This window comes from Caulobacter segnis, from assembly GCF_003243465.1.
In the GTDB taxonomy this organism is placed as follows: domain Bacteria; phylum Pseudomonadota; class Alphaproteobacteria; order Caulobacterales; family Caulobacteraceae; genus Caulobacter; species Caulobacter segnis_A.
Genome location: NZ_QFQZ01000024.1, coordinates 37,470 through 55,629, shown reverse-complemented (window position 1 = coordinate 55,629; position 18,160 = coordinate 37,470). Strand labels below are relative to the sequence as shown.

General features: G+C 66.7%; 19 protein-coding genes. 10 read left to right on the top strand and 9 right to left on the bottom strand.

What is annotated here, in order from left to right:
• Positions 1 to 70 precede the first annotated feature (70 nt).
• On the top strand, positions 71 to 775 hold the full coding sequence (locus DI526_RS09900) for a glycosyltransferase family protein (RefSeq protein ID WP_304277125.1): 705 nt from the start codon (positions 71 to 73) through the stop codon (positions 773 to 775).
• A gap of 46 nt (positions 776 to 821) precedes the next feature.
• Here the strand turns inward: DI526_RS09900 and ald are convergent, their stop codons facing one another.
• Positions 822 to 1,934, bottom strand: a complete 1,113-nt coding sequence (ald, locus tag DI526_RS09895; RefSeq protein ID WP_304277123.1) for an alanine dehydrogenase — start codon at positions 1,932 to 1,934, stop codon at positions 822 to 824.
• A gap of 118 nt (positions 1,935 to 2,052) precedes the next feature.
• Here ald and DI526_RS09890 point away from each other — a divergent pair, with 118 nt between their 5' ends.
• Both DI526_RS09890 and DI526_RS09885 read left to right on the top strand, forming a co-directional pair.
• Complete coding sequence (locus tag DI526_RS09890) at positions 2,053 to 2,526, top strand: Lrp/AsnC family transcriptional regulator (RefSeq protein WP_304277121.1); 474 nt, start codon at positions 2,053 to 2,055, stop codon at positions 2,524 to 2,526.
• Between the two features lie 73 nt (positions 2,527 to 2,599).
• Positions 2,600 to 3,421 carry a carbonic anhydrase gene (locus DI526_RS09885; protein WP_304277119.1) on the top strand — a complete coding sequence of 274 codons (822 nt, stop codon included), beginning with the start codon at positions 2,600 to 2,602 and terminating at the stop codon, positions 3,419 to 3,421.
• 14 nt (positions 3,422 to 3,435) lie between these two features.
• Here DI526_RS09885 and DI526_RS09880 read toward each other — a convergent pair whose 3' ends face one another.
• The 3 genes from DI526_RS09880 to DI526_RS09870 are packed head-to-tail and all read right to left on the bottom strand — an operon-like array spanning position 3,436 to position 5,389.
• Positions 3,436 to 4,068 carry a carbonic anhydrase gene (locus tag DI526_RS09880; RefSeq protein ID WP_304277117.1) on the bottom strand — a complete coding sequence of 211 codons (633 nt, stop codon included), beginning with the start codon at positions 4,066 to 4,068 and terminating at the stop codon, positions 3,436 to 3,438.
• The gene (gene maiA, locus DI526_RS09875; protein ID WP_304277114.1) at positions 4,069 to 4,701 is read right to left on the bottom strand and encodes a maleylacetoacetate isomerase; all 633 of its coding nucleotides are present in this window, start codon (positions 4,699 to 4,701) and stop codon (positions 4,069 to 4,071) included. It lies immediately after the preceding gene.
• Between the two features lie 7 nt (positions 4,702 to 4,708).
• The gene (locus DI526_RS09870) at positions 4,709 to 5,389 is read right to left on the bottom strand and encodes a fumarylacetoacetate hydrolase family protein (protein ID WP_304277112.1); all 681 of its coding nucleotides are present in this window, start codon (positions 5,387 to 5,389) and stop codon (positions 4,709 to 4,711) included.
• Between the two features lie 197 nt (positions 5,390 to 5,586).
• Here DI526_RS09870 and DI526_RS09865 point away from each other — a divergent pair, with 197 nt between their 5' ends.
• On the top strand, positions 5,587 to 6,465 hold the full coding sequence (locus DI526_RS09865) for an ABC transporter ATP-binding protein (protein WP_304277110.1): 879 nt from the start codon (positions 5,587 to 5,589) through the stop codon (positions 6,463 to 6,465).
• A gap of 13 nt (positions 6,466 to 6,478) precedes the next feature.
• Positions 6,479 to 10,066 (top strand): M1 family aminopeptidase, encoded by a 3,588-nt coding sequence (locus DI526_RS09860; protein ID WP_304277108.1) that lies wholly within the window; start codon positions 6,479 to 6,481, stop codon positions 10,064 to 10,066.
• A 54-nt stretch (positions 10,067 to 10,120) separates the two neighbouring features.
• Here the strand turns inward: DI526_RS09860 and DI526_RS09855 are convergent, their stop codons facing one another.
• Entirely contained in the window at positions 10,121 to 10,753 is a 633-nt protein-coding gene (locus DI526_RS09855) for a DUF4142 domain-containing protein (protein ID WP_304277106.1), read from the bottom strand.
• Positions 10,754 to 10,879: 126 nt separating this feature from the next.
• Between DI526_RS09855 and DI526_RS09850 the strand changes: the two genes are divergently transcribed.
• The gene (locus DI526_RS09850) at positions 10,880 to 12,076 is read left to right on the top strand and encodes a CaiB/BaiF CoA-transferase family protein (protein ID WP_304277104.1); all 1,197 of its coding nucleotides are present in this window, start codon (positions 10,880 to 10,882) and stop codon (positions 12,074 to 12,076) included.
• Here the strand turns inward: DI526_RS09850 and aac(6') are convergent.
• A complete protein-coding gene (gene aac(6'), locus DI526_RS09845; protein ID WP_304277103.1) occupies positions 12,073 to 12,516 on the bottom strand; it encodes an aminoglycoside 6'-N-acetyltransferase in 444 nt (147 codons plus the stop codon). The two genes, DI526_RS09850 and aac(6'), sit on opposite strands and share 4 nt — an antisense overlap.
• Positions 12,517 to 12,520: 4 nt before the next feature.
• The gene (locus DI526_RS09840; RefSeq protein ID WP_304277101.1) at positions 12,521 to 14,359 is read right to left on the bottom strand and encodes an HWE histidine kinase domain-containing protein; all 1,839 of its coding nucleotides are present in this window, start codon (positions 14,357 to 14,359) and stop codon (positions 12,521 to 12,523) included.
• A gap of 184 nt (positions 14,360 to 14,543) precedes the next feature.
• Between DI526_RS09840 and DI526_RS09835 the strand changes: the two genes are divergently transcribed.
• From DI526_RS09835 to DI526_RS09820, 4 genes are all read left to right on the top strand, one after another.
• Positions 14,544 to 14,894, top strand: a complete 351-nt coding sequence (locus tag DI526_RS09835; protein WP_304277099.1) for a hypothetical protein — start codon at positions 14,544 to 14,546, stop codon at positions 14,892 to 14,894.
• A complete protein-coding gene (locus tag DI526_RS09830) occupies positions 14,891 to 15,289 on the top strand; it encodes a hypothetical protein (RefSeq protein WP_304277097.1) in 399 nt (132 codons plus the stop codon). Before DI526_RS09835 ends, DI526_RS09830 begins: the two co-directional genes overlap by 4 nt.
• A 257-nt stretch (positions 15,290 to 15,546) precedes the next feature.
• Positions 15,547 to 16,164: a superoxide dismutase gene (locus DI526_RS09825; RefSeq protein WP_304277095.1), complete on the top strand. Its 618-nt coding sequence runs from the start codon at positions 15,547 to 15,549 to the stop codon at positions 16,162 to 16,164.
• A gap of 109 nt (positions 16,165 to 16,273) precedes the next feature.
• On the top strand, positions 16,274 to 16,447 hold the full coding sequence (locus DI526_RS09820; protein WP_304277093.1) for a DUF1328 domain-containing protein: 174 nt from the start codon (positions 16,274 to 16,276) through the stop codon (positions 16,445 to 16,447).
• Between the two features lie 44 nt (positions 16,448 to 16,491).
• On the opposite strand, the gene DI526_RS09815 is transcribed toward DI526_RS09820, so the two are convergent.
• Together DI526_RS09815 and DI526_RS09810 are read right to left on the bottom strand one after the other, a co-directional pair.
• Positions 16,492 to 17,277 carry a metallophosphoesterase gene (locus DI526_RS09815; protein ID WP_304277091.1) on the bottom strand — a complete coding sequence of 262 codons (786 nt, stop codon included), beginning with the start codon at positions 17,275 to 17,277 and terminating at the stop codon, positions 16,492 to 16,494.
• A complete protein-coding gene (locus tag DI526_RS09810; RefSeq protein ID WP_304277090.1) occupies positions 17,274 to 18,125 on the bottom strand; it encodes a diacylglycerol kinase family protein in 852 nt (283 codons plus the stop codon). Before DI526_RS09810 ends, DI526_RS09815 begins: the two co-directional genes overlap by 4 nt.
• Positions 18,126 to 18,160 lie beyond the last annotated feature (35 nt).

Genomic DNA, 18,160 nt, shown 5'->3' with positions numbered 1-18,160 from the left:
TAACCCTAAGGCTCACTCCGATCTTAAGACTTAAGGCCTAGCTTGATCCCAACTGAGGGAGAGACGCGACATGATCCTCGCCGTGCTGCAAGCCCGCATGGGGTCCACTCGACTGCCGGGCAAGGCGATGGCCACGCTGCGTGGCGAGCCGATGATCATCCGCCAGCTTGAGCGCCTGCGGAGCGCGCGGCGCCTCTCCAAGATCATTGTCGCCACCAGCGCCGACGCGGCCGACGACGCCTTGGCCGGCTTCTTGGTGTCGCGCGGCTATACGGTGCATCGCGGCGCGGGCGCCGACATCCTGGCGCGTATCGCGCGATGCGCAGAGACGATCAGTTCGGCCAGCCATGTCGTCCGTCTGAAGGGCGATGCGCCGTTCGTCGATCCTGGCGTTGTCGACGAAGCCGTGCGTCTGGCCCTGGCCAGCGGCGCCGACTACACGTCCAACCGTGTCCAGCGCACCTATCCGGCGGGTCTCGAGGTCGAGGTGATCAAGGCCGGCGCGCTGCAGGCCGCCGCCGCCGAGGAGCGCGATCCGATGGCGCGCATTTCCCCGACCGCCGCAATCCGCAATCAGCCGGGCCGCTGGAGCCAGGCGCACCTGACGGCGCCCCGCGACTGGTCGCGGTTGGACTGGCGGGTCAAGACCGCCGCCGACCTGGCTTTCGCCCGCTCAGTCTACGACGCCCTGCATCCCGTCGATCCGGGATTCCGCATGAACGACGTACTCGACCTGATCGGCAGTCGCCAGGACATCGCCCGCTTCGCGGCTTAGTTGAACGCCGCTTCCCAGCCTATGACCGGGAAGCGGCTCCAAGGCCCTACTTCCAGGCCCCGTAGGGATCGATCGACGCCTTGCCGAGCGCTTCGGCGACGGCGGGGTGGGTCAGCTCGCCCTTCAGCACGTTCAGGCCACGCGCCAGGTGCACATTGGCCTTCAGCGCGTTGAGCCCCTTGTCCGCTAGCGCCAGACCGAACGGCAGGGTCGCGTTGCCCAAGGCTTCTGAAGAGGTGCGCGGGGCCGCGCCCGGCATGTTCGCGACGCAGTAGTGCACGACGCCGTCGACGACATAGGTCGGCTCGGCGTGTGTGGTGGGCTTGCTGGTCTCGAAACAACCACCCTGGTCGATCGAGACGTCGACCAGCACCGAGCCCGGCTTCATCTGCTTGAGGTGTTCGCGGCGCACCAGCTTCGGGGCGGCCGCGCCGGCCGTCAGCACCGCCCCGATCACGACGTCAGCCTTGAGGATCTCGTCCTCGACGGCCGCGAAGGTCGAATAGCGGGTTAGGATACGGCCCTGATAGAGGTCGTCCAGCTCGCGCATCCGGGGGATCGAACGCTCCAGCACCACGACCTCGGCGCCGAGGCCGGCGGCCATGCGCGCGGCGTTGCTGCCGACTACGCCCCCGCCTAGGACAGCCACGCGCGCCGGCGGCACGCCGGGCACGCCGCTGAGCAACAGACCCATGCCGCCGTTGTGCTTGAGCAGGGTCTCGGCGGCCGAAAAGACAGCGATCCGGCCGGCGACCTCGGACATCGGCGCCAGCAGCGGCAGGCCGCCGCGCGCATCCGTGACCGTCTCATAGGCGATGGCGGCGCAGCCGCTGGCCAGCAGTCCTTCGGTCTGGGCGGGATCGGGCGCCAGGTGAAGGTAGGTGAAGAGGATATGGCGCGGTTCTAGCTTCTCCCACTCGACCTTCTGAGGTTCCTTGACCTTGACGATCATGTCGGCGCCGGCGAACACCGCCGCGGCGTCAGGGGCGATCGTCGCGCCCGCCCTGACATAGGCCTCATCGCCATAGCCGGCGCCAAGGCCCGCCCCGGACTGGACCAGGACCGTATGGCCGTGGCCGACATATTCCCGGACGGCCGTGGGCGTCAGCCCGACGCGATGTTCGCCCGGTTTGATCTCTGATGGAACGCCAACCCGCATGATGCTTCCTCCAAAGGCGCTTTCCCCGAATTCTGCTCTTCGACCTGCGCAGTGTCCTTGGTGATTTCATGCCTCAGCGCTACGCTTGTGCAGGATTCCTGCGCGAGACAGGTCAAGCATGATGAAACCCGCCGCTGGCCTTGATGGTTTCGACCGGAAGCTCCTCCACCTCCTGCAGAGGCGGGGGAGGGCTAGCTATGTGGAAATGGGCGAAGCGGTGAATCTGTCCGAGTCCGCCTGCCTTCGCCGCGTGCGGGCGCTGGAGGAGGCGGGGGTGATCAGCCGCTACGCCGCCGTGATCGATGAACGCGCCGTCGGCCTGCCGCTCAGCGTCTTCGTCACCGTCACCCTTTCCTCCCAGGCGGAGTCGGCGCTCAGCGCTTTCGAAAAGGCGATCGCGGGGGTCCGCGAGGTCGCGGAGTGCTATCTGATGACGGGCGGATCCGACTACCTGCTGCGCCTGGTGGTCCGCGACGTCGATGATCTGGAACGCGTGCACGCCCAGGAGTTGACGCGCATTCCCGGCGTCGTTCGAGTCAGCTCCAGCATCGCCATGCGCACGGTGGTCAAGCGCGTTGAATTGCCGCTGTAGCGCTCGGTTAACGTTCCTTAGAGCCGTTGTGGTCTAGCTGTTTCTCCGACATCGACCGACGTCGGGGGACGAGATGGTTTCGAGACGACTTCTGCTGGGCGCGCTCCTAGGCGCGACGGCGCCCGCCTTGGCTTTCGCCGAGGGCGAGGGCGGCTCTCCCAGCGTCCTGACCAAGAAGGGCCGCCGCACCGCACGGGCGCTGACTCACCAAGCCGCCGACAAGGCCGCCCTGGACAAGGCGCTGGCGACGGTCAAGCCCATGGAGCCGGCCCCGCCTCCCGCGCCCGCTCACGAGGCGATGGCCGTCAGCCCCGACGAAGCCCTCGGCCGCCTGAAACAGGGCAACGCCATCTTCGCTCGCGGGGGCGCCAACATCTCCCTGCCTTCCATGGTCCGCGTGGCGGAGCTGTCCAAAGGTCAGAAGCCCTTCGCGGTGATCATCGGCTGCTCGGACAGCCGCACCGCGCCGGAGCTGATCTTCGACTGCAACCTGGGTGAGTTGTTCGTGGTGCGCGTGGCCGGTTCGACCGTCAGCCGCGAGGGCCTGGGCTCCATCGTCTATGCGGTCGAGCATCTGGGCGCGCCGCTGGTCGTCGTGCTGGGCCACACCAAGTGCGGCGCCGTCGGGGCGGCCGTCGACGTCGCCACCAAGCACGCCGAACTGCACGGCGCCCTTCACGAGATGGTGCTGCCGATCCTGCCCGCGGTCCTGGAGGCCGAAGAGCAGCATCCGGCCGATCTCCAGGACGCGGCCATCCGCCAGAACGTCCGCGACATCGCCCACCGCTTGAAGGTGGCTGACGGGACGCTTTCTGAACGGCTCGAAGAAGGGCGGCTGAAGATTGTCTCGGCTTGCTATGACCTGAGCACGGGTGTGGTCGCCTTCGACGCCTGACGTCGAGTCCGTCTTCAGCCAGGCATCGACTCGGCCACGACGCGCTCGTAGTCGGCGAGACTGGCGATGCCGATGTCGAGGTCGTTCACGAGGCCGTCGTGCAGCGAATAGACCCAGCCGTGAACGGCGAGCGGCTGGCCGCGCGCCCAGGCGTCCTGGACGAAGACGTCGGCGGCGACGTTGCGCACCTGGCGAGCCACATTGAGCTCGGTCAGGCGGTCCAGCATCGCGCGCTTTTCGGGGATTTGCCCGAGCTCGTGCTTATGCTCGGCGCACACCTCACGGATCGGATGCAGCCAGTGGTCGACCAGACCACGACGCTGTCCGTCGATCGCCGCCGCCACGCCGCCGCAGCCATAGTGGCCCACGACCATGATGTGCTTCACCTTCAGCACATCGACGGCGAACTGCAGAACGCTCAGATAGTTGGCGTCCTGCGGCGGGGCTAGGTTGGCGACGTTGCGGTGGACGAACAGCTCGCCCGGATCCAGGCCCACGATCTCGTTGGCGGGGACGCGGCTGTCGCTGCAGCCGATCCAGAGATATTCCGGGCTTTGCTGGCCTTCCAGACGCTTGAAGAAATCCGGATCGACCTGGGTCTTGCTCTTCGACCAGGCGGCGTTCCTGGCTTTTAGGTCCTCAAGCATCTAGCGCTCCGGATGATGGTCGGGGTGTGCGGCCGCGATGGCCGGGTGCCGCGCCGCGCGACCGGCGGCGGCCTGGATCGCTGGAAACGGTGAAAGGTCGACGTTGAAGCGGCCTGCGTTGAACACTTGCGGAACCAAAAGACAATCCACGAGACCCGGCGTGTCGCCGAAGGCATAAGCGCCGCCGTGGCGCGAGACCATCGGCTCCAACGCCGAAAAGCCGTCGGAGATCCATCGGTTGGCCCAAGCGTTGCGCTGGGCTTCATCGATCTCCAGCGCGGTCAGGGCCCGCAGGATCCGCAGGTTGTTCAGCGGATGGATGTCGCAGGCGATGATCTCGGCCATCGCCCGCACCGTCGCCCGGTCGAAGGGATCGGTCGGGAGAAGACGGGGTTCGGGAAAGGCCTCGTCCAGCCATTCCAGGATCGCCAGGCTCTGGGTCAGCGCGCGGCCGTCCACCTCCAGCGTCGGGACCAGCGCCTGGGCGTTGAGGCTGCGATAGTCCTCGGTCTGGTGGGCGTTGGTGACCAGATCGACCGGGCGCAGCTCGAAGTCGAGCCCCTTAAGCTTCAGGCCGATCCGCACCCGATACGGCGCGCTCGCGCGCTTGGCGCTGTGCAGGACGAGTTTCATTCCAGCCTCAGACCAGGGTGAATTCCAGGCGGCCCACGCCCTCGACCTCGCCGGTCACAAGATCGCCGCGAGCGATCGCGCCGACGCCCTCGGGGGTGCCGGTGAAGATCAGGTCGCCGGCCGCCAGGGTCCAAAGCGCGCTGGCCTTGGCGATCACCTCGCCGATGTTCCAGATCATGTCGCCGATCTGTCCACGCTGACGCTCGGCGCCGTTGACCGAGAGGCTGACGAGAGCCTGTGGCGCGGGCTCGCCCATCACGCGGATCGCGCTGATCGGCGCGCTGGCGTCGAACGCCTTGCCGGCCTCCCAGGGCTGACCCTTGGCCTTGGCCGCGCCCTGCAGGTCGCGCCGCGTCAGGTCGACGCCGACCGCATAGCCGAACACGCAAGCCAAGGCCTGCTCCGGCGTCAGGTCCGCGCCGCCCGCCTTCAGCGCCACCACGAGCTCGATCTCGTGATGCAGGTCGCTGGTCGCGGGCGGGTAGGGGATTTCCGAGCGCACCGGGGCGATCGCGTCGGCCGGCTTGGCGAAGAAGAACGGCGGATCGCGTTCGTCGCCGCCCATCTCCCGCCGGTGCGCGGCGTAGTTTCGGCCGACACAAAGGATTCTGCGGACCGGGAAGACCGCGTCAGATCCTTCCACCGGGACCGTCGGAAGGGCGTGCGGGGGAAAGGCGTAAGGGGTCATGGCGATTCCTGTAGACCCAAACCGGCCGCGTAAAAACCCTTTCGTCGGCGCCCCGAGAGGCGGGCCCCAAGCCGCCGAACGGTCAAAAGGGCTTGGTTGAAGCGCGCCTAAACGTTCTTTCACTTGCCCCTATCAAGGCCGCCGAGTCATGACGGTGCGGGGATATTCGGGCGGAGTTCGGGGGCCTTGGAACGTTCATGCTGATCATCGAGAACTTAACCCACGTCTACGGCAACGGCGTCAAAGCCTTGAACGAGGTCAATCTGACGATCCCGCGCGGGATGTACGGCCTACTGGGGCCGAACGGCGCGGGTAAATCGACCTTGATGCGCACCATCGCGACCCTCCAAGCGCCAACCTCCGGCCACATCCGCTTCGGCGACATCGATGTCCTGAAGACGCCGGAGCTGCTGCGTCGGACGCTGGGTTATCTGCCGCAGGATTTCGGTGTCTATCCCCGGGTCTCCGCCTACGACATGCTGGACCATATGGCGGTGCTGAAAGGCGTCGCGGACGCCAAGGACCGCAAGGCGACGGTCGAGCACCTGCTGAACCAGGTAAACCTCTGGAACGTGCGCAAGAAGGCCATCGCCGGCTTCTCCGGCGGGATGCGTCAGCGGTTCGGGATCGCCCAGGCCCTGATCGGCGATCCGCGCCTGATCATCGTCGACGAGCCCACGGCGGGGCTCGACCCCGAAGAGCGCAACCGTTTCCTGAATCTGCTGGCCGAGATTGGCGAGAACGTGGTGGTGATTCTCTCGACCCACATCGTCGAGGACGTTTCCGACCTTTGCCCGGCCATGGCGATCATCTGCGACGGGCGCATCGTCAGCGAGGGCGCGCCGGCCGATCTGGTGGCCAAGCTCAAGGGCCGGATCTGGAAGAAGATCATCGACAAGAGCGAGCTCGAGGCCGCCAAGGCCCGTTACAAGGTCATCTCCACGCGTCTGCTGGGCGGGCGCACCGTCATCCACATCGAGTCCGACGACAATCCGGGCGACGGCTTCACGTCGGTCGAGGGCGGGCTGGAGGATGTCTATTTCTCCACCCTCTCGACCACGCGGCGCGCGGCCTGACGGAGGGCGGCCGATGTTTCGCAAGATCGCGGGCTTCGAGCTCCGCTATCAACTGAAGTCCCCCGTCTTCTGGGTGGTGGCGACCATCTTCTTCCTGCTGACCTTCGGGGCGGCGACGATCGACCAGATCCGCATCGGCGGCGGCGGCAACATCCACAAGAACGCGCCGTTCGCCATCGCCCAGACCCATATCATTCTCTCGATCTTCTACATGTTCGTGACCACGGCCTTCGTGGCCAACGTCGTCGTGCGAGATGACGAGACCGGTTTCGGGCCGATCCTGCGCTCCACGCGCGTGGGCAAGTTCGACTATCTGTACGGCCGTTTCACCGGAGCCTTCCTCGCGGCCGCGATCTCGTTCCTGGTCGTGCCGTTGGCGATCTGGCTGGGATCTTTCATGCCCTGGATCGACCCCGAACGTCTGGGGCCGAACGATCTCCACGCCTACCTCTTCTCGTATTTCGCGTTGGCCTTGCCGTCGATCCTGTTGACCTCGGCGCTGTTCTTTGCGCTGGCCACGGTCACCCGATCGATGATGTGGACCTACGTCGGCGTCATCGCCTTCATCGTGCTTTGGATCATCGCCGGCATCGCGCTGCGTCGGCCGGAGTATGCGAAGATCGCCGCCTACTGGGAGCCGCTGGGCGCATCCGCCTTCGGTCAGGCCACGCGCTACTGGACGGCCAGCGAGCGAAACAGTCTCGTGCCAGCCCTAACCGGCGCTCTCCTGTTCAACCGTGCCTTCGCCGTCGCTCTGGCGATGGGTTTCCTGGCGCTCGCCTACGGCCTCTTCCGGTTCCAATCGGCGGACCTGTCTGGGCGACGTAAGGGCAAGGCGGCGAAGGCCGTGCGAGACGACGCCATGCCCCCGCCGAGAAGCGGGCCCCTGCCGGCGCCGCGTTTCGATCGACGGACGGCTTTGGCTCAGCTGGTGGTGCGCACGCGGCTCGACATGGGCCAGGTGTTCAAGAGTCCCGCATATTTCGTGCTGCTGTTCCTGGGCCTCGTGAACGCCATGGGCTCTCTGTGGTTCGCGACGGAGGCCGGGACCTATGGCGGGGTGATCTATCCCGTCACGCGCGTTCTTCTTGAGCCCCTGATGGGCTCGTTCAGCCTGATCCCGATCATCATCGCCATCTACTATTCCGGCGAGCTGGTCTGGCGTGAACGGGAGCGAAAGACCCACGAGATCATCGACGCCACCCCCGTGCCTGACTGGGCGTTTGTCGCGCCCAAGACCCTGGCGATCAGCCTGGTGCTGATCTCGACCCTCCTGATCAGCGTCGTGGCGGCTGTGCTGAGCCAGGCGCTGCACGGCTACTTCAACTTCGAGTTCCAGAAGTATCTGCTGTGGTATCTACTGCCGCAGTCGGTGGACTGGATCCTGCTGGCGGTCCTCGCCGTGTTCCTGCAGGCGATAAGCCCACACAAGTTCATCGGCTGGGGACTGATGGTGATCTACCTGGTCACCACCATCACCTTCGTGAACCTGGGCTTCGAGCATAAGCTCTACAACTACGGCGCGGTGACAGCGACGCCGTTCTCGGACATGAACGGCGAAGGGAAGTTCTGGATCGGAGCCTGGTGGCTCCGCGTCTACTGGAGCGCCTTCGCCCTGGTCCTGATGGTGCTGGCCTACGCCCTGTGGCGTCGGGGGACCGAGAGCCGGCTTCTGCCGCGTCTTCGCCGCTTGCCCATCCGGCTGAACAGCGCGGCGGGGCTCCTGATGGCTGTCTCGATCGTCGTTTTCGCAGCGGCCGGCGGCTACATCTACGTGAACACGAACGTCTGGAATCCTTACCGCACCAAGATCGACAACGAAAAGTGGCAGGCCGACTACGAGAAGACCCTGCTTCCGTTCGAGAACACGCCCCAGCCGAAGATCGTGGCGATGACGCTCGACGTCGATCTGCGCCCGCATGCGCCCAGCATCGAGACCAAGGGCTCGTATGTCATCGAGAACAAGACCAGCGAGCCGCTGAAGGAAATCCACGTCCGGTTCGACCGCGACCTGCAGGTCAAGGGGCTGTCGATCGAGGGCGCGCGTCCCAAGAAGACGTTCGAGGCTTTCAACTACCGGATCTTCGCGTTCGATACGCCGATGCGGCCCGGCGAGCGTCGCAAGATGAGCTTCATCACCCTGCGCGCCCAGCGCGGCTTCCCCAACAGCGGCCAGGAACGCCGGGTCGTCGACAATGGGACCTTCATCAACAATTTCGAGATTGCGCCGATCCTGGGCATGTCGCGCGAGGGCTTGCTGCAGGACCGCGCCAAGCGCCGCAAATACGGCCTGCCAGCCGAGCGCCGCATGGCCAAGTTGGGTGATATCCCGTCCCGGCAGTTCAACGGCCTGCGCAAGGACGCCGACTTCGTCAGCTCCGATATCACGGTCTCGACCGAAGCCGACCAGACGCCGATCGCGCCGGGCTACAAGGTTTCGGAGACGCTGAAGAACGGTCGCCGCGTCGCGCGCTTCGTGACCGAGGCGCCGATCATGCCGTTCGTCTCGATCCAGTCGGCGCGCTACCAGGTGTCGCGCGAGCTCTACAAGGGCGTGGACCTGGCGGTCTACTACGACGCGCAGCACCCCTGGAACATCGAGCGCATGAAGACCGCGATGAAGCGGTCCCTGGACTACTTCCAGGCCAATTTCAGCCCCTACCAGTTCCGCCAGCTGCGCTTCCAGGAGTTCCCGGACTACGAGCAGTTCGCGCAGTCGTTCGCCAGCACCATCCCATGGTCGGAAGGTCTGTTCTTCATCTCCGACTATCGCGATCCGTCCAAGATCGACATGGTCACCTATGTCGGGGCGCACGAGATCGGCCACCAATGGTGGGCTCACCAGGTGATCGGCGCGGACCAGCAGGGCGGCGCCATGCTGAGCGAGACCTTCGCCCAGTATTCGGCGCTCATGGTCATGAAGCACGCCTATGGCGAAGACCAGATCCGCAAGTTCCTGAAATTCGAGCTCGACAGCTACCTGCGCGCCCGCGGCGGCGATGTGATCGACGAACAGCCCTTGGCCAAGGTCGAGAGCCAGCCCTACGTCTATTACCGCAAGGGCTCGCTGGTCATGTACCGCCTGCAGAACGAGCTGGGCGAGGAGACCGTCAATCGCGCGCTGCGCAAGCTGATCGCTCAGTATGCCTTCAAGGGCGCGCCCTATCCGATCACCACGGACTTCCTGACCTATCTCCGCGCCGAGGCGCCGGCGGACAAGCAGGCGCTGATCACCGATCTCTTCGAGAAGATCACGCTCTATGACCTCAAGGCCAAGAGCGCTTCGGTGAAGGCGCGTCCCGATGGGAAGTTCGACGTCACGATCACCGTGGACGCCCAGAAGAAGTACGCCGATGGCAAGGGCAAGGAGAGCGCCGCGGCTCTGAACGAGGCGATGGATATTGGCGTTTTCACCGCCAAGCCGGGCGACAAGGGGTTCGGCGCCAAGGATGTCCTGGTCTACCAGCGGCGTCCGATCCGCTCGGGCGTGCAGACTTTCACCTTCACCGTGGCCGGGAAGCCTAGGTTCGCGGGGATCGATCCCTACAACACGGTGATCGACCGCAACGGCGACGACAACACGGTCGCGGTCGGCAACTGACGCGAAAAAGCCCGCCGTCGCGATGACGGCGGGCTCTGTCCGGACGAGGCGGGCTTAGCGCTTGGCGTTGTCCTTGGCGACGTCCTCGCCGGTGTCGAAGCCCTTCTTCAGGCCCTCGGCCATGTTCAGGTGCTCCTGGACCTTCGGGGCCGTGGCGGCGGCGAAGGACTTTAGAGCAGCAGTGTCGCCGTCCTGGGCGTAGCGCTGCAGCAGGTTCAGCGCCGCCTGGTGGGCGTCGACCTGGCTGTCGGCGTACTTCTTGTCGAAGTCCTTGGCGTCGGCCTTGTTCAGGTCGTCCAGGTCCTCCTGCAGATCTTCCGGCAGCATGGCCGGGGTGGTGATCGCGGCGCCCGAGGCGGCGATGGCGGCCTTAAGCTCCTCGGTCGTCTTCATGTGCGCCTTTTGCATATTGGCGGCGAACGTCTTGACCGACGGATTGGTCGAGCGCTTGGCGGCGATCTTGGCGGCCTCGACCTCGAACATGTCGCTGGCGGCGGCCTTGGCGACGAAGACGTCGGCCTTGGTCTCGTCCGACGGGGTCGGGACGGTGGCGGCGGGGTTGGCGTCCGGCGTGGCGGCCTGCTCGGCCGGCGTCGCGGCGCCCTTGGTTTCGTCGGACTTCTGGCCGCAAGCGGCAAGGCTCAGCGCCGCTACGGCGGCGCCGACAATCATCAGGTGACGGGTCATGGCTCTGTCTTTCCCTGGGTTCTTTTTTGTAGAGAGGGATAAAACTCCGGCGCCGCGGTTCGCCGTCGCGTCACAAAGAACATCACGGGGCCGTGAACGGTTCCCGTGAAGCTGGGAAACATGCCGATGGCTGAAGGTCCGCTGTCCGGATTGCGGGTGATCGAGATGGGATCGCTGATCGCTGGCCCGTTCTGCGGCCAGGTCCTGGGAGACTTCGGCGCCGAGGTGATCAAGCTCGAGGACCCCAAGGTCGGGGACCCGATGCGTCAGTGGGGGCGCTCCAAGCCCAAGGGTCTCTCGCCCTGGTGGCCGGTGATCGGTCGCAACAAGAAATCGGTGACGATCGACCTTCGCACCGGAGAGGGCCGCGACATCGCGCGGACCTTGATCGCCAAGGCCGATGTGGTGGTCGAGAACTTCCGGCCCGGCACGCTGGAAAAGTGGGGCATGAGCTACGACGTCCTGGCCCGGACCAATCCAGGCCTGGTGATGGCCCGGGTGTCCGGCTTTGGCCAGACCGGCCCCTATGCGAAGCGCGCAGGCTATGCGCTGGTCGGCGAGGCGATGGGCGGCCTGCGCCACATCACCGGCGAGCCCGACCGCCCGCCGGCCCGCGCCGGCATCTCGATCGGCGACAGCCTATCGGGCCTCAACGCGGCGCTGGGCGTGATGATGGCCCTGCACGCCCGTCAGCGGACCGGCAAGGGGCAGGTGGTCGACGCGGCGATCTACGAGAGCGTCTTGACGGTCATGGAGAACCTGATCACCGAGTACGACCTCACCGGCTATGTCCGCGAGCGTTCGGGCGCGGTGTTGCCGGGCATCGCGCCCTCGAACGTCTATCCAACTAAGTCGGGCGAACTGGTGCTGATCGGCGCCAACCAGGACACGCTCTTCAAGCGGCTATGCGACCTGATGGAGCGGCCTGACCTGGCCGACGATCTGCGCTATCGCGATCACGCCGCGCGCGGCGCGCACCAGGGGGAGCTCGACGCCCGCATCGCCGCCTGGACCGCCGACCAGGACATCGATGACCTGCTGCCGAAGCTGGAGGCGGCGGGCCTGGCGACCGGCCGTATCTACCGCGCGCCCGACATGCTGAAGGATCCGCAGTTCCAGGCGCGCGAGTCGATCGTCACGGTGCCCCACCCCGTGTTCGGCGCCTTGAAGATGCAGAACGCCTTTCCGCGCCTGACGGAGACGCCTGGCGGCGTCCGTTGGCCGGGGCCGATGCTCGGCGAGCATACCGACGGGGTGCTGAGCGACTTGGCGGGGCTGAGCGCGGACGCCTTGGCCGACCTTCGGGCGAGGAGCGTGATCTAAAGAGCCTTGCGGAAATAGACCACCCGCTCGGTCTCCTCGAAGCCGACGGCCTGATGGAAGGCATGGCTCTCGAGGTTGTCCGACAGGGCGTCCGACGCCAGCTCGCTGCAGCCGCGCCGCCGGGCCCAATCGACGACCGCCTCGCAAAGGGCGCGTCCGACCTGGGCGCCGCGAAACTCCGGGCGGACATAGAGCCCTTCTACGAACCCGACCGGCGAGGTCTCACAGCCATTCACATAGTCGTGGCGCAAGGCCGCTTCGACAAAGCCGGCGAGGCGTCCGTCCGTCGCTTCGGCGACATAGGCGACGATGTCCTTCTCCGAGGCCAGCGCTTCGGCCACCTCCGTGCGGTGGTCGTCGGCCGTGTCCTCAGGCCAGAGCTCGGCCCGAAGGGCGGTCCAATCCTCCAGGTCTCGCGGCGCGGCCGGACGGATCAGCACAGGGTCAGCCCCGGCCGGTGACGCCGGCGACCGCGCGGGCGATTTGGTGGACGTTGTAGGGCTTGCGCACGATCGGCGCGTCGAAGCCCATGGGCGCGGCCTTGTCGGCATAGCCGGTGGCGAACACGAACGGCCGGCCCATGCTGCGCAGGATCTCGGCCACGGGCGCGACGGACTGGCCGTTCAGGTCGGCGTCCAGCACGGCGACGTCGAAATCCTTCTCGACCATCGACAGCGCCTCGCCAAGCTCGGCGGCGCAGCCCACGACCTCGACGCCGGCGTCCTCCAGGCCCGCCTCAAGCTCCAGCGCCAGCAGCAACGAGTCCTCGACGATCAGCACCTTCAGGCCGGCGATGGCGCCCGGACGAACCGTCTCGTCGGCGGCGACCACGGTCTCGACGATTCTTTCTGGCGCGGCGCTGACAGGCTCCACCGGCGGCGCGTCCGCCAAGGCCTCCGCCGACCCGACGATCATCGCGGTGACGCCGCTGGAGCGATAGTCGATCTTGGCCGAACCGCCCAACTCACGCCCGGCCACGTCCTCGATCAAGGTGGCGCCGAAGCCCTTGGTGACCGGCGCGACGGCGGGCGGTCCGCCGGTCTCGAGCCACTCCAGCGCGAAGCCCCCGTCGGGCGAGCGTCGCCAGACCACCTCGACCTTGCCGTTCTCGGTCGACAGGGAGCCATAGCGCACAGCGTTCACGGCCAGCTCGTGCAGCGCCAGGGACAGCGCGGCGGCGGCCTTGGGCGTGAGGAAAAGCTCGGGGCCGTCCCAACGCGTTTGAGTCGGCGCTAGCCCGCCTAGCTCCGCCGCGGCGATGCGCGCCAGGGTCGCGCCGCGCCAGCGGGCGGCGGTCAGAAGATCGTGCGCAGAACTCATCGACTTCAGGCGCGCCGCGAAGGTCTTCAGGAAGACGTCCAGCGAGGCCGACTTCCGCGCCGACTGGGCGGCGACGGATTGCACGACCGCGAGCAGGTTCTTGATGCGGTGGTCCAGTTCGGCGACGAGGTTTTCCCGCTGCTCCTCCTCGGCCTTGCGCTCGCTGATGTCCTGAACGACGCCGATCAGGTAGTTTGGCTGGTGCTGGGGGCCAAACAGCATCACACCCGAGCAGTGGTACCAGACGGCCCGGCCATCGGCGTCCGGAACGCGACGGTGCTCCACGCTGTAGCGACCGGTCTCCTGCAGCTGCTTGTCGATCGTCGCCCGCGCGACCTCGCGCTCGTCGGGGTGGATATAGGGATAGAGGGCCGTGCCGTTCTGAGCGGGCATTTCGCCCGGCGGCAGTCCTGCGATCTTCGCGAGGCGCGGGCTAATCTTGAAGACGTCGCGCTGGATGTCCCACTCGAACTCGCCAAAGGCGGCGGCGGTGATGGCCAGGTTCAGCCGCTCGCCCTCGAGCGATCGGTCGCTGAAGGGCTTGGCCGTCAGCATCTCGGACGCCAGGTCAGCGAGATCTTCGAGCGACTGCAGATCTTCGGCGTGCGCCGCACCGCTCGCGCCCGGCCCCTCGACGAGCAAGGCGCCTAAGACATGACCTTGGCCATCACGAATGGGGGCGGCGAAATCGATGGTTCGGCCGGAGGACACGACCCGCTCGGCCAGACTGCCGGCGCGCGGGGCCTCCGCCGACCCGTAGCCGACAAAAGCCTTCCGCCAGATCCGGTCCTGATCAACCAGAGCGACCGCAGCCTTGGGGGTGTCGAAAAGCCGGGCGGCCAGGCGAACCACTCGCAGCAGCCGCGGCTCGTTGACCTCGCCATCCAGGATTCCGAGCGCGCGCAAAGCTATCAGGCGCGAGGATTCCTGACGGTCGTCGCTGACGATTGGGGCGTCGTCCATGATTCGACCTTAGACTCGGTTCGCGTCCGGCGCGAGCGCCTTTCGGGCGGGGCTCCGCGAGGCGGATTCCGCTGTGGTGAAGCTTCTTCGCCTTGACTATCTTGGAACCGCACCGACGAATGCCACGTTGACGGGACGCCGCTTCCCGAGTTTCGGTCGGTTGCGTCGCGAACAGGAGATGCCAATGCCCGCCAATTCCCTGAACCCGGCCGCCAAGGAAGCCGACAAGGCCAAGGCCTCCAGCATGGATGCCGTGGAACACGCCGAACGCAGCTTCACGGAAGCCGCGCATGCCGCGCGCGTCTCGCTGACCGAGGCGGCCAAGCGGGTCGAGAAGTCCGTCGCGGAGGGTTTCGAGACCCTGCGCGCCCAAAGCCGCGCCTACACCGACACGGCCGGCCAACAGATCGAAGAAGCCCAGCGCTACGTCTCGGAGCGCGTTCGTGAGCGACCGATCACCGCCACCCTCGCCGGCGTCGGCGTGGGCGTCCTGATCGGCCTGCTGATCGCCGGCGGCCGTAGCAATAACCGGTGATGTTCGAGAAAACCCTCATGACCCTTGCTGCGGCCGCGGCGATCGCCGCGGCCGCAGCGGTGAGCGTCGTTTCGGCCGCCTTCGCGGTCTACGCGATCCTGCTGCCGATCGTGGGCGCCGCGGGTGCTTCGGCCATTGTCGCCGCCGTCGCCGCGCTAATCGTGGCGATTGCCGGCATGGTCGCCGCACGCAAGGCTGAAAGCCGTCGAACCAGCCATGAAGACATCCCGCAAGCAGGCTTCGACTTGACGGGCAGGGTCGTGGACATTGTCCGGGAGCGTCCGCTGATGTCGCTCGGCATCGGGCTCGCCGCGGGGATCATCGCCCTGAAGAACCCGACCCTCACAGCCTCGCTCGCCAAGGCGTTTCTCGATCCCAAGCCGCCGCAGCGTTAGACGCTCGCGGTTTGACCGCTCCGACACGCCAAGCCCCCGTCCCGAGCGCTGGAGCTCGGGACGGGGGCTTGGCCAAGGGTGGTCGCCGTCTCTGTCGCCGCGGTCCTGCCTCCCGCGCTGTTAGAGGCGTTGCAGAGCTTATCTCTAAAATTTGACCCAGATCAGATGTTCGACGACTTACACTCGCGCGCGTCTGTCTCTAGATGCCACGTCGCCTTTCCGCGCCATCGCGTGGCGCCGCCTTCCATGGAGTGAACATGTACAAGCTGCCGGACCTGCCCTACGCCTACGACGCGCTGGAGCCGACGATCTCCGCGAACACGCTCCGCTTCCATCACGACAAGCACCATGCCGCCTATGTCACGGCGCTGAACGGCCTGCTGAACGGCGACGACAAGGGTTCGCTGGAAGCGGTGATCAAGTCGGCCGGTCCTGGCAAGGTGTTCAACAACGCCGCCCAGGCCTGGAATCACGCCTTCTTCTGGGACGGCCTCAGCCCCACCAAGACCGCGCCGGGCGCTGAGCTGGCCGCAGCCATCGACAGCACCTTCGGGGGCCTAGCCGAGCTGAAGGAAAAGTTCGTCGCCGAAGGCATCGGTCACTTCGGTTCGGGCTGGGTGTGGCTGGTCTCGGACGCTTCGGGCGCGCTGAAGGTCATCTCGACCCACGACGCCGAGAGCCCGGTCACCCAAGACCTGACGGCCCTCGTCGTCGCCGACGTCTGGGAGCACGCCTACTACTTGGACTATCAGAACCTGCGGAAGGGCTTCCTCGAAGCGGTGTTCGACAATCTGGTCAATTGGACCCTGGCGGACAGCCAATACGCCGCCGCCAAGTCCGGCGCCCAAGGCTGGGCCTATCCCGCCCCGGAATAGCGTCGACTCCGGAACATGACGGGCGCCGGGTGCGTTGTCGAAAGCGAGGCCGTGAGCCTCGCTGACGAACATCGCCCCGGCGCATCGCCGGGCCTATCCGGAGAGGCCAATGCTGAACTGGGCCGTGACCTTCCTGGTGATCGCCTTGATCGCCGCCCTGCTGGGCTTCACCAGCGTCGCGGGCGCCGCGATCGGGATCGCCAAGATCCTGTTCTATGTCTTCCTGATCCTGTTTCTCGTGTCGCTTGTCAGTCACCTCTTCCGAGGTCGACGCGCGCCGTAGTCGGCGATTCAGTCGCGGCCTGATCGGCGCATGGCGTTGACGCCTTAGCGCCGGTCAAACGCCCAGGTTCGCCAGACCTCGTACCGCCCGTGCTCATAGCCGAGGGCGGTTACGCGGACGCAGTCAGCCTCCACATCGATCAGGTTGAATCCCGGCGCGGCCCCACGCTCGCGCAGGGACAGCGTGCCTGAACCGACCAGCTGGGTCTTGCCGTCGCCGAAGGGGATCGGCGTGACGAAGGGCAGGTGGATATGGCCGGACAGGATCATGTCGGCCCCCGCCTGGACGAAGCGATTGGCGGCGTCAACGCCGCCGCGGACGCGGGCGGTCATCGGCCCGCCCAGCACTTCCATCAGTGGGTGATGGCAGACCACCACCTTGAAATCGTTCGCCGGCGCGGCGTGCAGGGCCTCGCACACGCGGCGGATCTGCCCTCGCGAGACCGCGCCTTTGGACCAGTTCCAACGTAGCTGGGCGGCGCGAGCGGTATTGAGCGAGGTGACCGTGATCCCGTCGCTGCGCCAGTCCGCGCCGTCCTCGCGCCCGAAGCGTTCGGCGAACCGGCCCCAGGGGCGCGTAAAGCGCACCGACAGCTCGCCTGGCCCGACGAACGGCGTGTCGTGATTACCGGGCGCGACCAGCTTGGGGACGTCAAGTGTCCGGAGCCAGCCCGCCGCGGCGTCGAACTCCGCCGTCTTGCCATCAAGCGTCAAATCACCCGCCACGACCAGCAGGTCGGGCGCCTCTTCGGCAATGCGTCGCGCCGCAGCCTCGACAGCGTCACGATTCTCGCCGCCAAAGTGGATGTCCGAAACCTGCGCCAGCTTCATGCGGGAGGAACCAGGGCCCGAAACGCCTTTGGCCGAAAACGGATCGACACCTTAGGGTCAAATCGAGCCGGCTCTCCGTCGAGGATCGCCGGAATGCGGCCGCCGGCCCAGACGCGGCCGGTCCGGCAGCGTCCCACGGATACGGACGGGTCGTCCCGCCACTGTCCCCTCGCGGCGTTGAAACCGAGGCGGAAGACATCCAGGGCGCTCGACGGGTCCAGCGCCGCCGCTTCCAACGCTCGCTCTTCGGCGGCCAAGGCCGTGGATACGAGCGGGCACATCAGGGTCAAGGCCTCCGCTCTCTGCTTAGGTCGCCCGTCGAGCACAAACCGCAGCCTGCCGGAGAAGGCGCGTTGGAACGCCCGCCGCGCGCGCGCCACGGCGAGATCGAGGCGACCTTCCCGCGCCGCCTCGCGGGCTGTGGCCCAAAGAGCCGGACTGCCGAGAATGGCCGCGACGAAGAACAGCCGCCCTCCGACCTCGCCGCCGGAGATCATCCGGGCCTCACCGCTTTCGAGGCAGGCGGTCATCGCCTCCTCCCAGGAGCGTTCGCCATACAAGGCGTGCGGCAGCATGTTCATGGTGCCTCCAGGCAGCGGGGCGATCATGGGTCCCTCGGGGCCAGCCAGCTCGGCCGCAGCGCGCGCCGTGCCGTCTCCCGCCACGACAAGAACCGCGTCTGGCCCGGCGTCGATGACGGACTTGAGGCAGGCTTCGAGCTCGCTCGTTTCGGGAGCGTGCACGCGCCCGCTGACGCCATACTTGGCCATCAGGCGCTCGGCGATAGCCGGGGCCTGAGGGCCTACGGAGCCCGAGGCCGTGTTGACGACGATATCGATCCGCCGCAAGGGCGCCCCCTTCTGCCGAACTGCGGACCCAACGG

Excerpts from the sequence above, each read along its gene's own strand:
- DI526_RS09900 (WP_304277125.1), top strand. The coding sequence starts at position 71 with ATGATCCTCGCCGTGCTGCAAGCCCGCATGGGGTCCACTCGACTGCCG.
- ald (WP_304277123.1), bottom strand. The coding sequence starts at position 1,934 with ATGCGGGTTGGCGTTCCATCAGAGATCAAACCGGGCGAACATCGCGTC.
- DI526_RS09890 (WP_304277121.1), top strand. The coding sequence starts at position 2,053 with ATGATGAAACCCGCCGCTGGCCTTGATGGTTTCGACCGGAAGCTCCTC.
- DI526_RS09885 (WP_304277119.1), top strand. The coding sequence starts at position 2,600 with ATGGTTTCGAGACGACTTCTGCTGGGCGCGCTCCTAGGCGCGACGGCG.
- DI526_RS09880 (WP_304277117.1), bottom strand. The coding sequence starts at position 4,068 with ATGCTTGAGGACCTAAAAGCCAGGAACGCCGCCTGGTCGAAGAGCAAG.
- maiA (WP_304277114.1), bottom strand. The coding sequence starts at position 4,701 with ATGAAACTCGTCCTGCACAGCGCCAAGCGCGCGAGCGCGCCGTATCGG.
- DI526_RS09870 (WP_304277112.1), bottom strand. The coding sequence starts at position 5,389 with ATGACCCCTTACGCCTTTCCCCCGCACGCCCTTCCGACGGTCCCGGTG.
- DI526_RS09865 (WP_304277110.1), top strand. The coding sequence starts at position 5,587 with ATGCTGATCATCGAGAACTTAACCCACGTCTACGGCAACGGCGTCAAA.
- DI526_RS09860 (WP_304277108.1), top strand. The coding sequence starts at position 6,479 with ATGTTTCGCAAGATCGCGGGCTTCGAGCTCCGCTATCAACTGAAGTCC.
- DI526_RS09855 (WP_304277106.1), bottom strand. The coding sequence starts at position 10,753 with ATGACCCGTCACCTGATGATTGTCGGCGCCGCCGTAGCGGCGCTGAGC.
- DI526_RS09850 (WP_304277104.1), top strand. The coding sequence starts at position 10,880 with ATGGCTGAAGGTCCGCTGTCCGGATTGCGGGTGATCGAGATGGGATCG.
- DI526_RS09840 (WP_304277101.1), bottom strand. The coding sequence starts at position 14,359 with ATGGACGACGCCCCAATCGTCAGCGACGACCGTCAGGAATCCTCGCGC.
- DI526_RS09835 (WP_304277099.1), top strand. The coding sequence starts at position 14,544 with ATGCCCGCCAATTCCCTGAACCCGGCCGCCAAGGAAGCCGACAAGGCC.
- DI526_RS09825 (WP_304277095.1), top strand. The coding sequence starts at position 15,547 with ATGTACAAGCTGCCGGACCTGCCCTACGCCTACGACGCGCTGGAGCCG.
- DI526_RS09820 (WP_304277093.1), top strand. The coding sequence starts at position 16,274 with ATGCTGAACTGGGCCGTGACCTTCCTGGTGATCGCCTTGATCGCCGCC.
- DI526_RS09815 (WP_304277091.1), bottom strand. The coding sequence starts at position 17,277 with ATGAAGCTGGCGCAGGTTTCGGACATCCACTTTGGCGGCGAGAATCGT.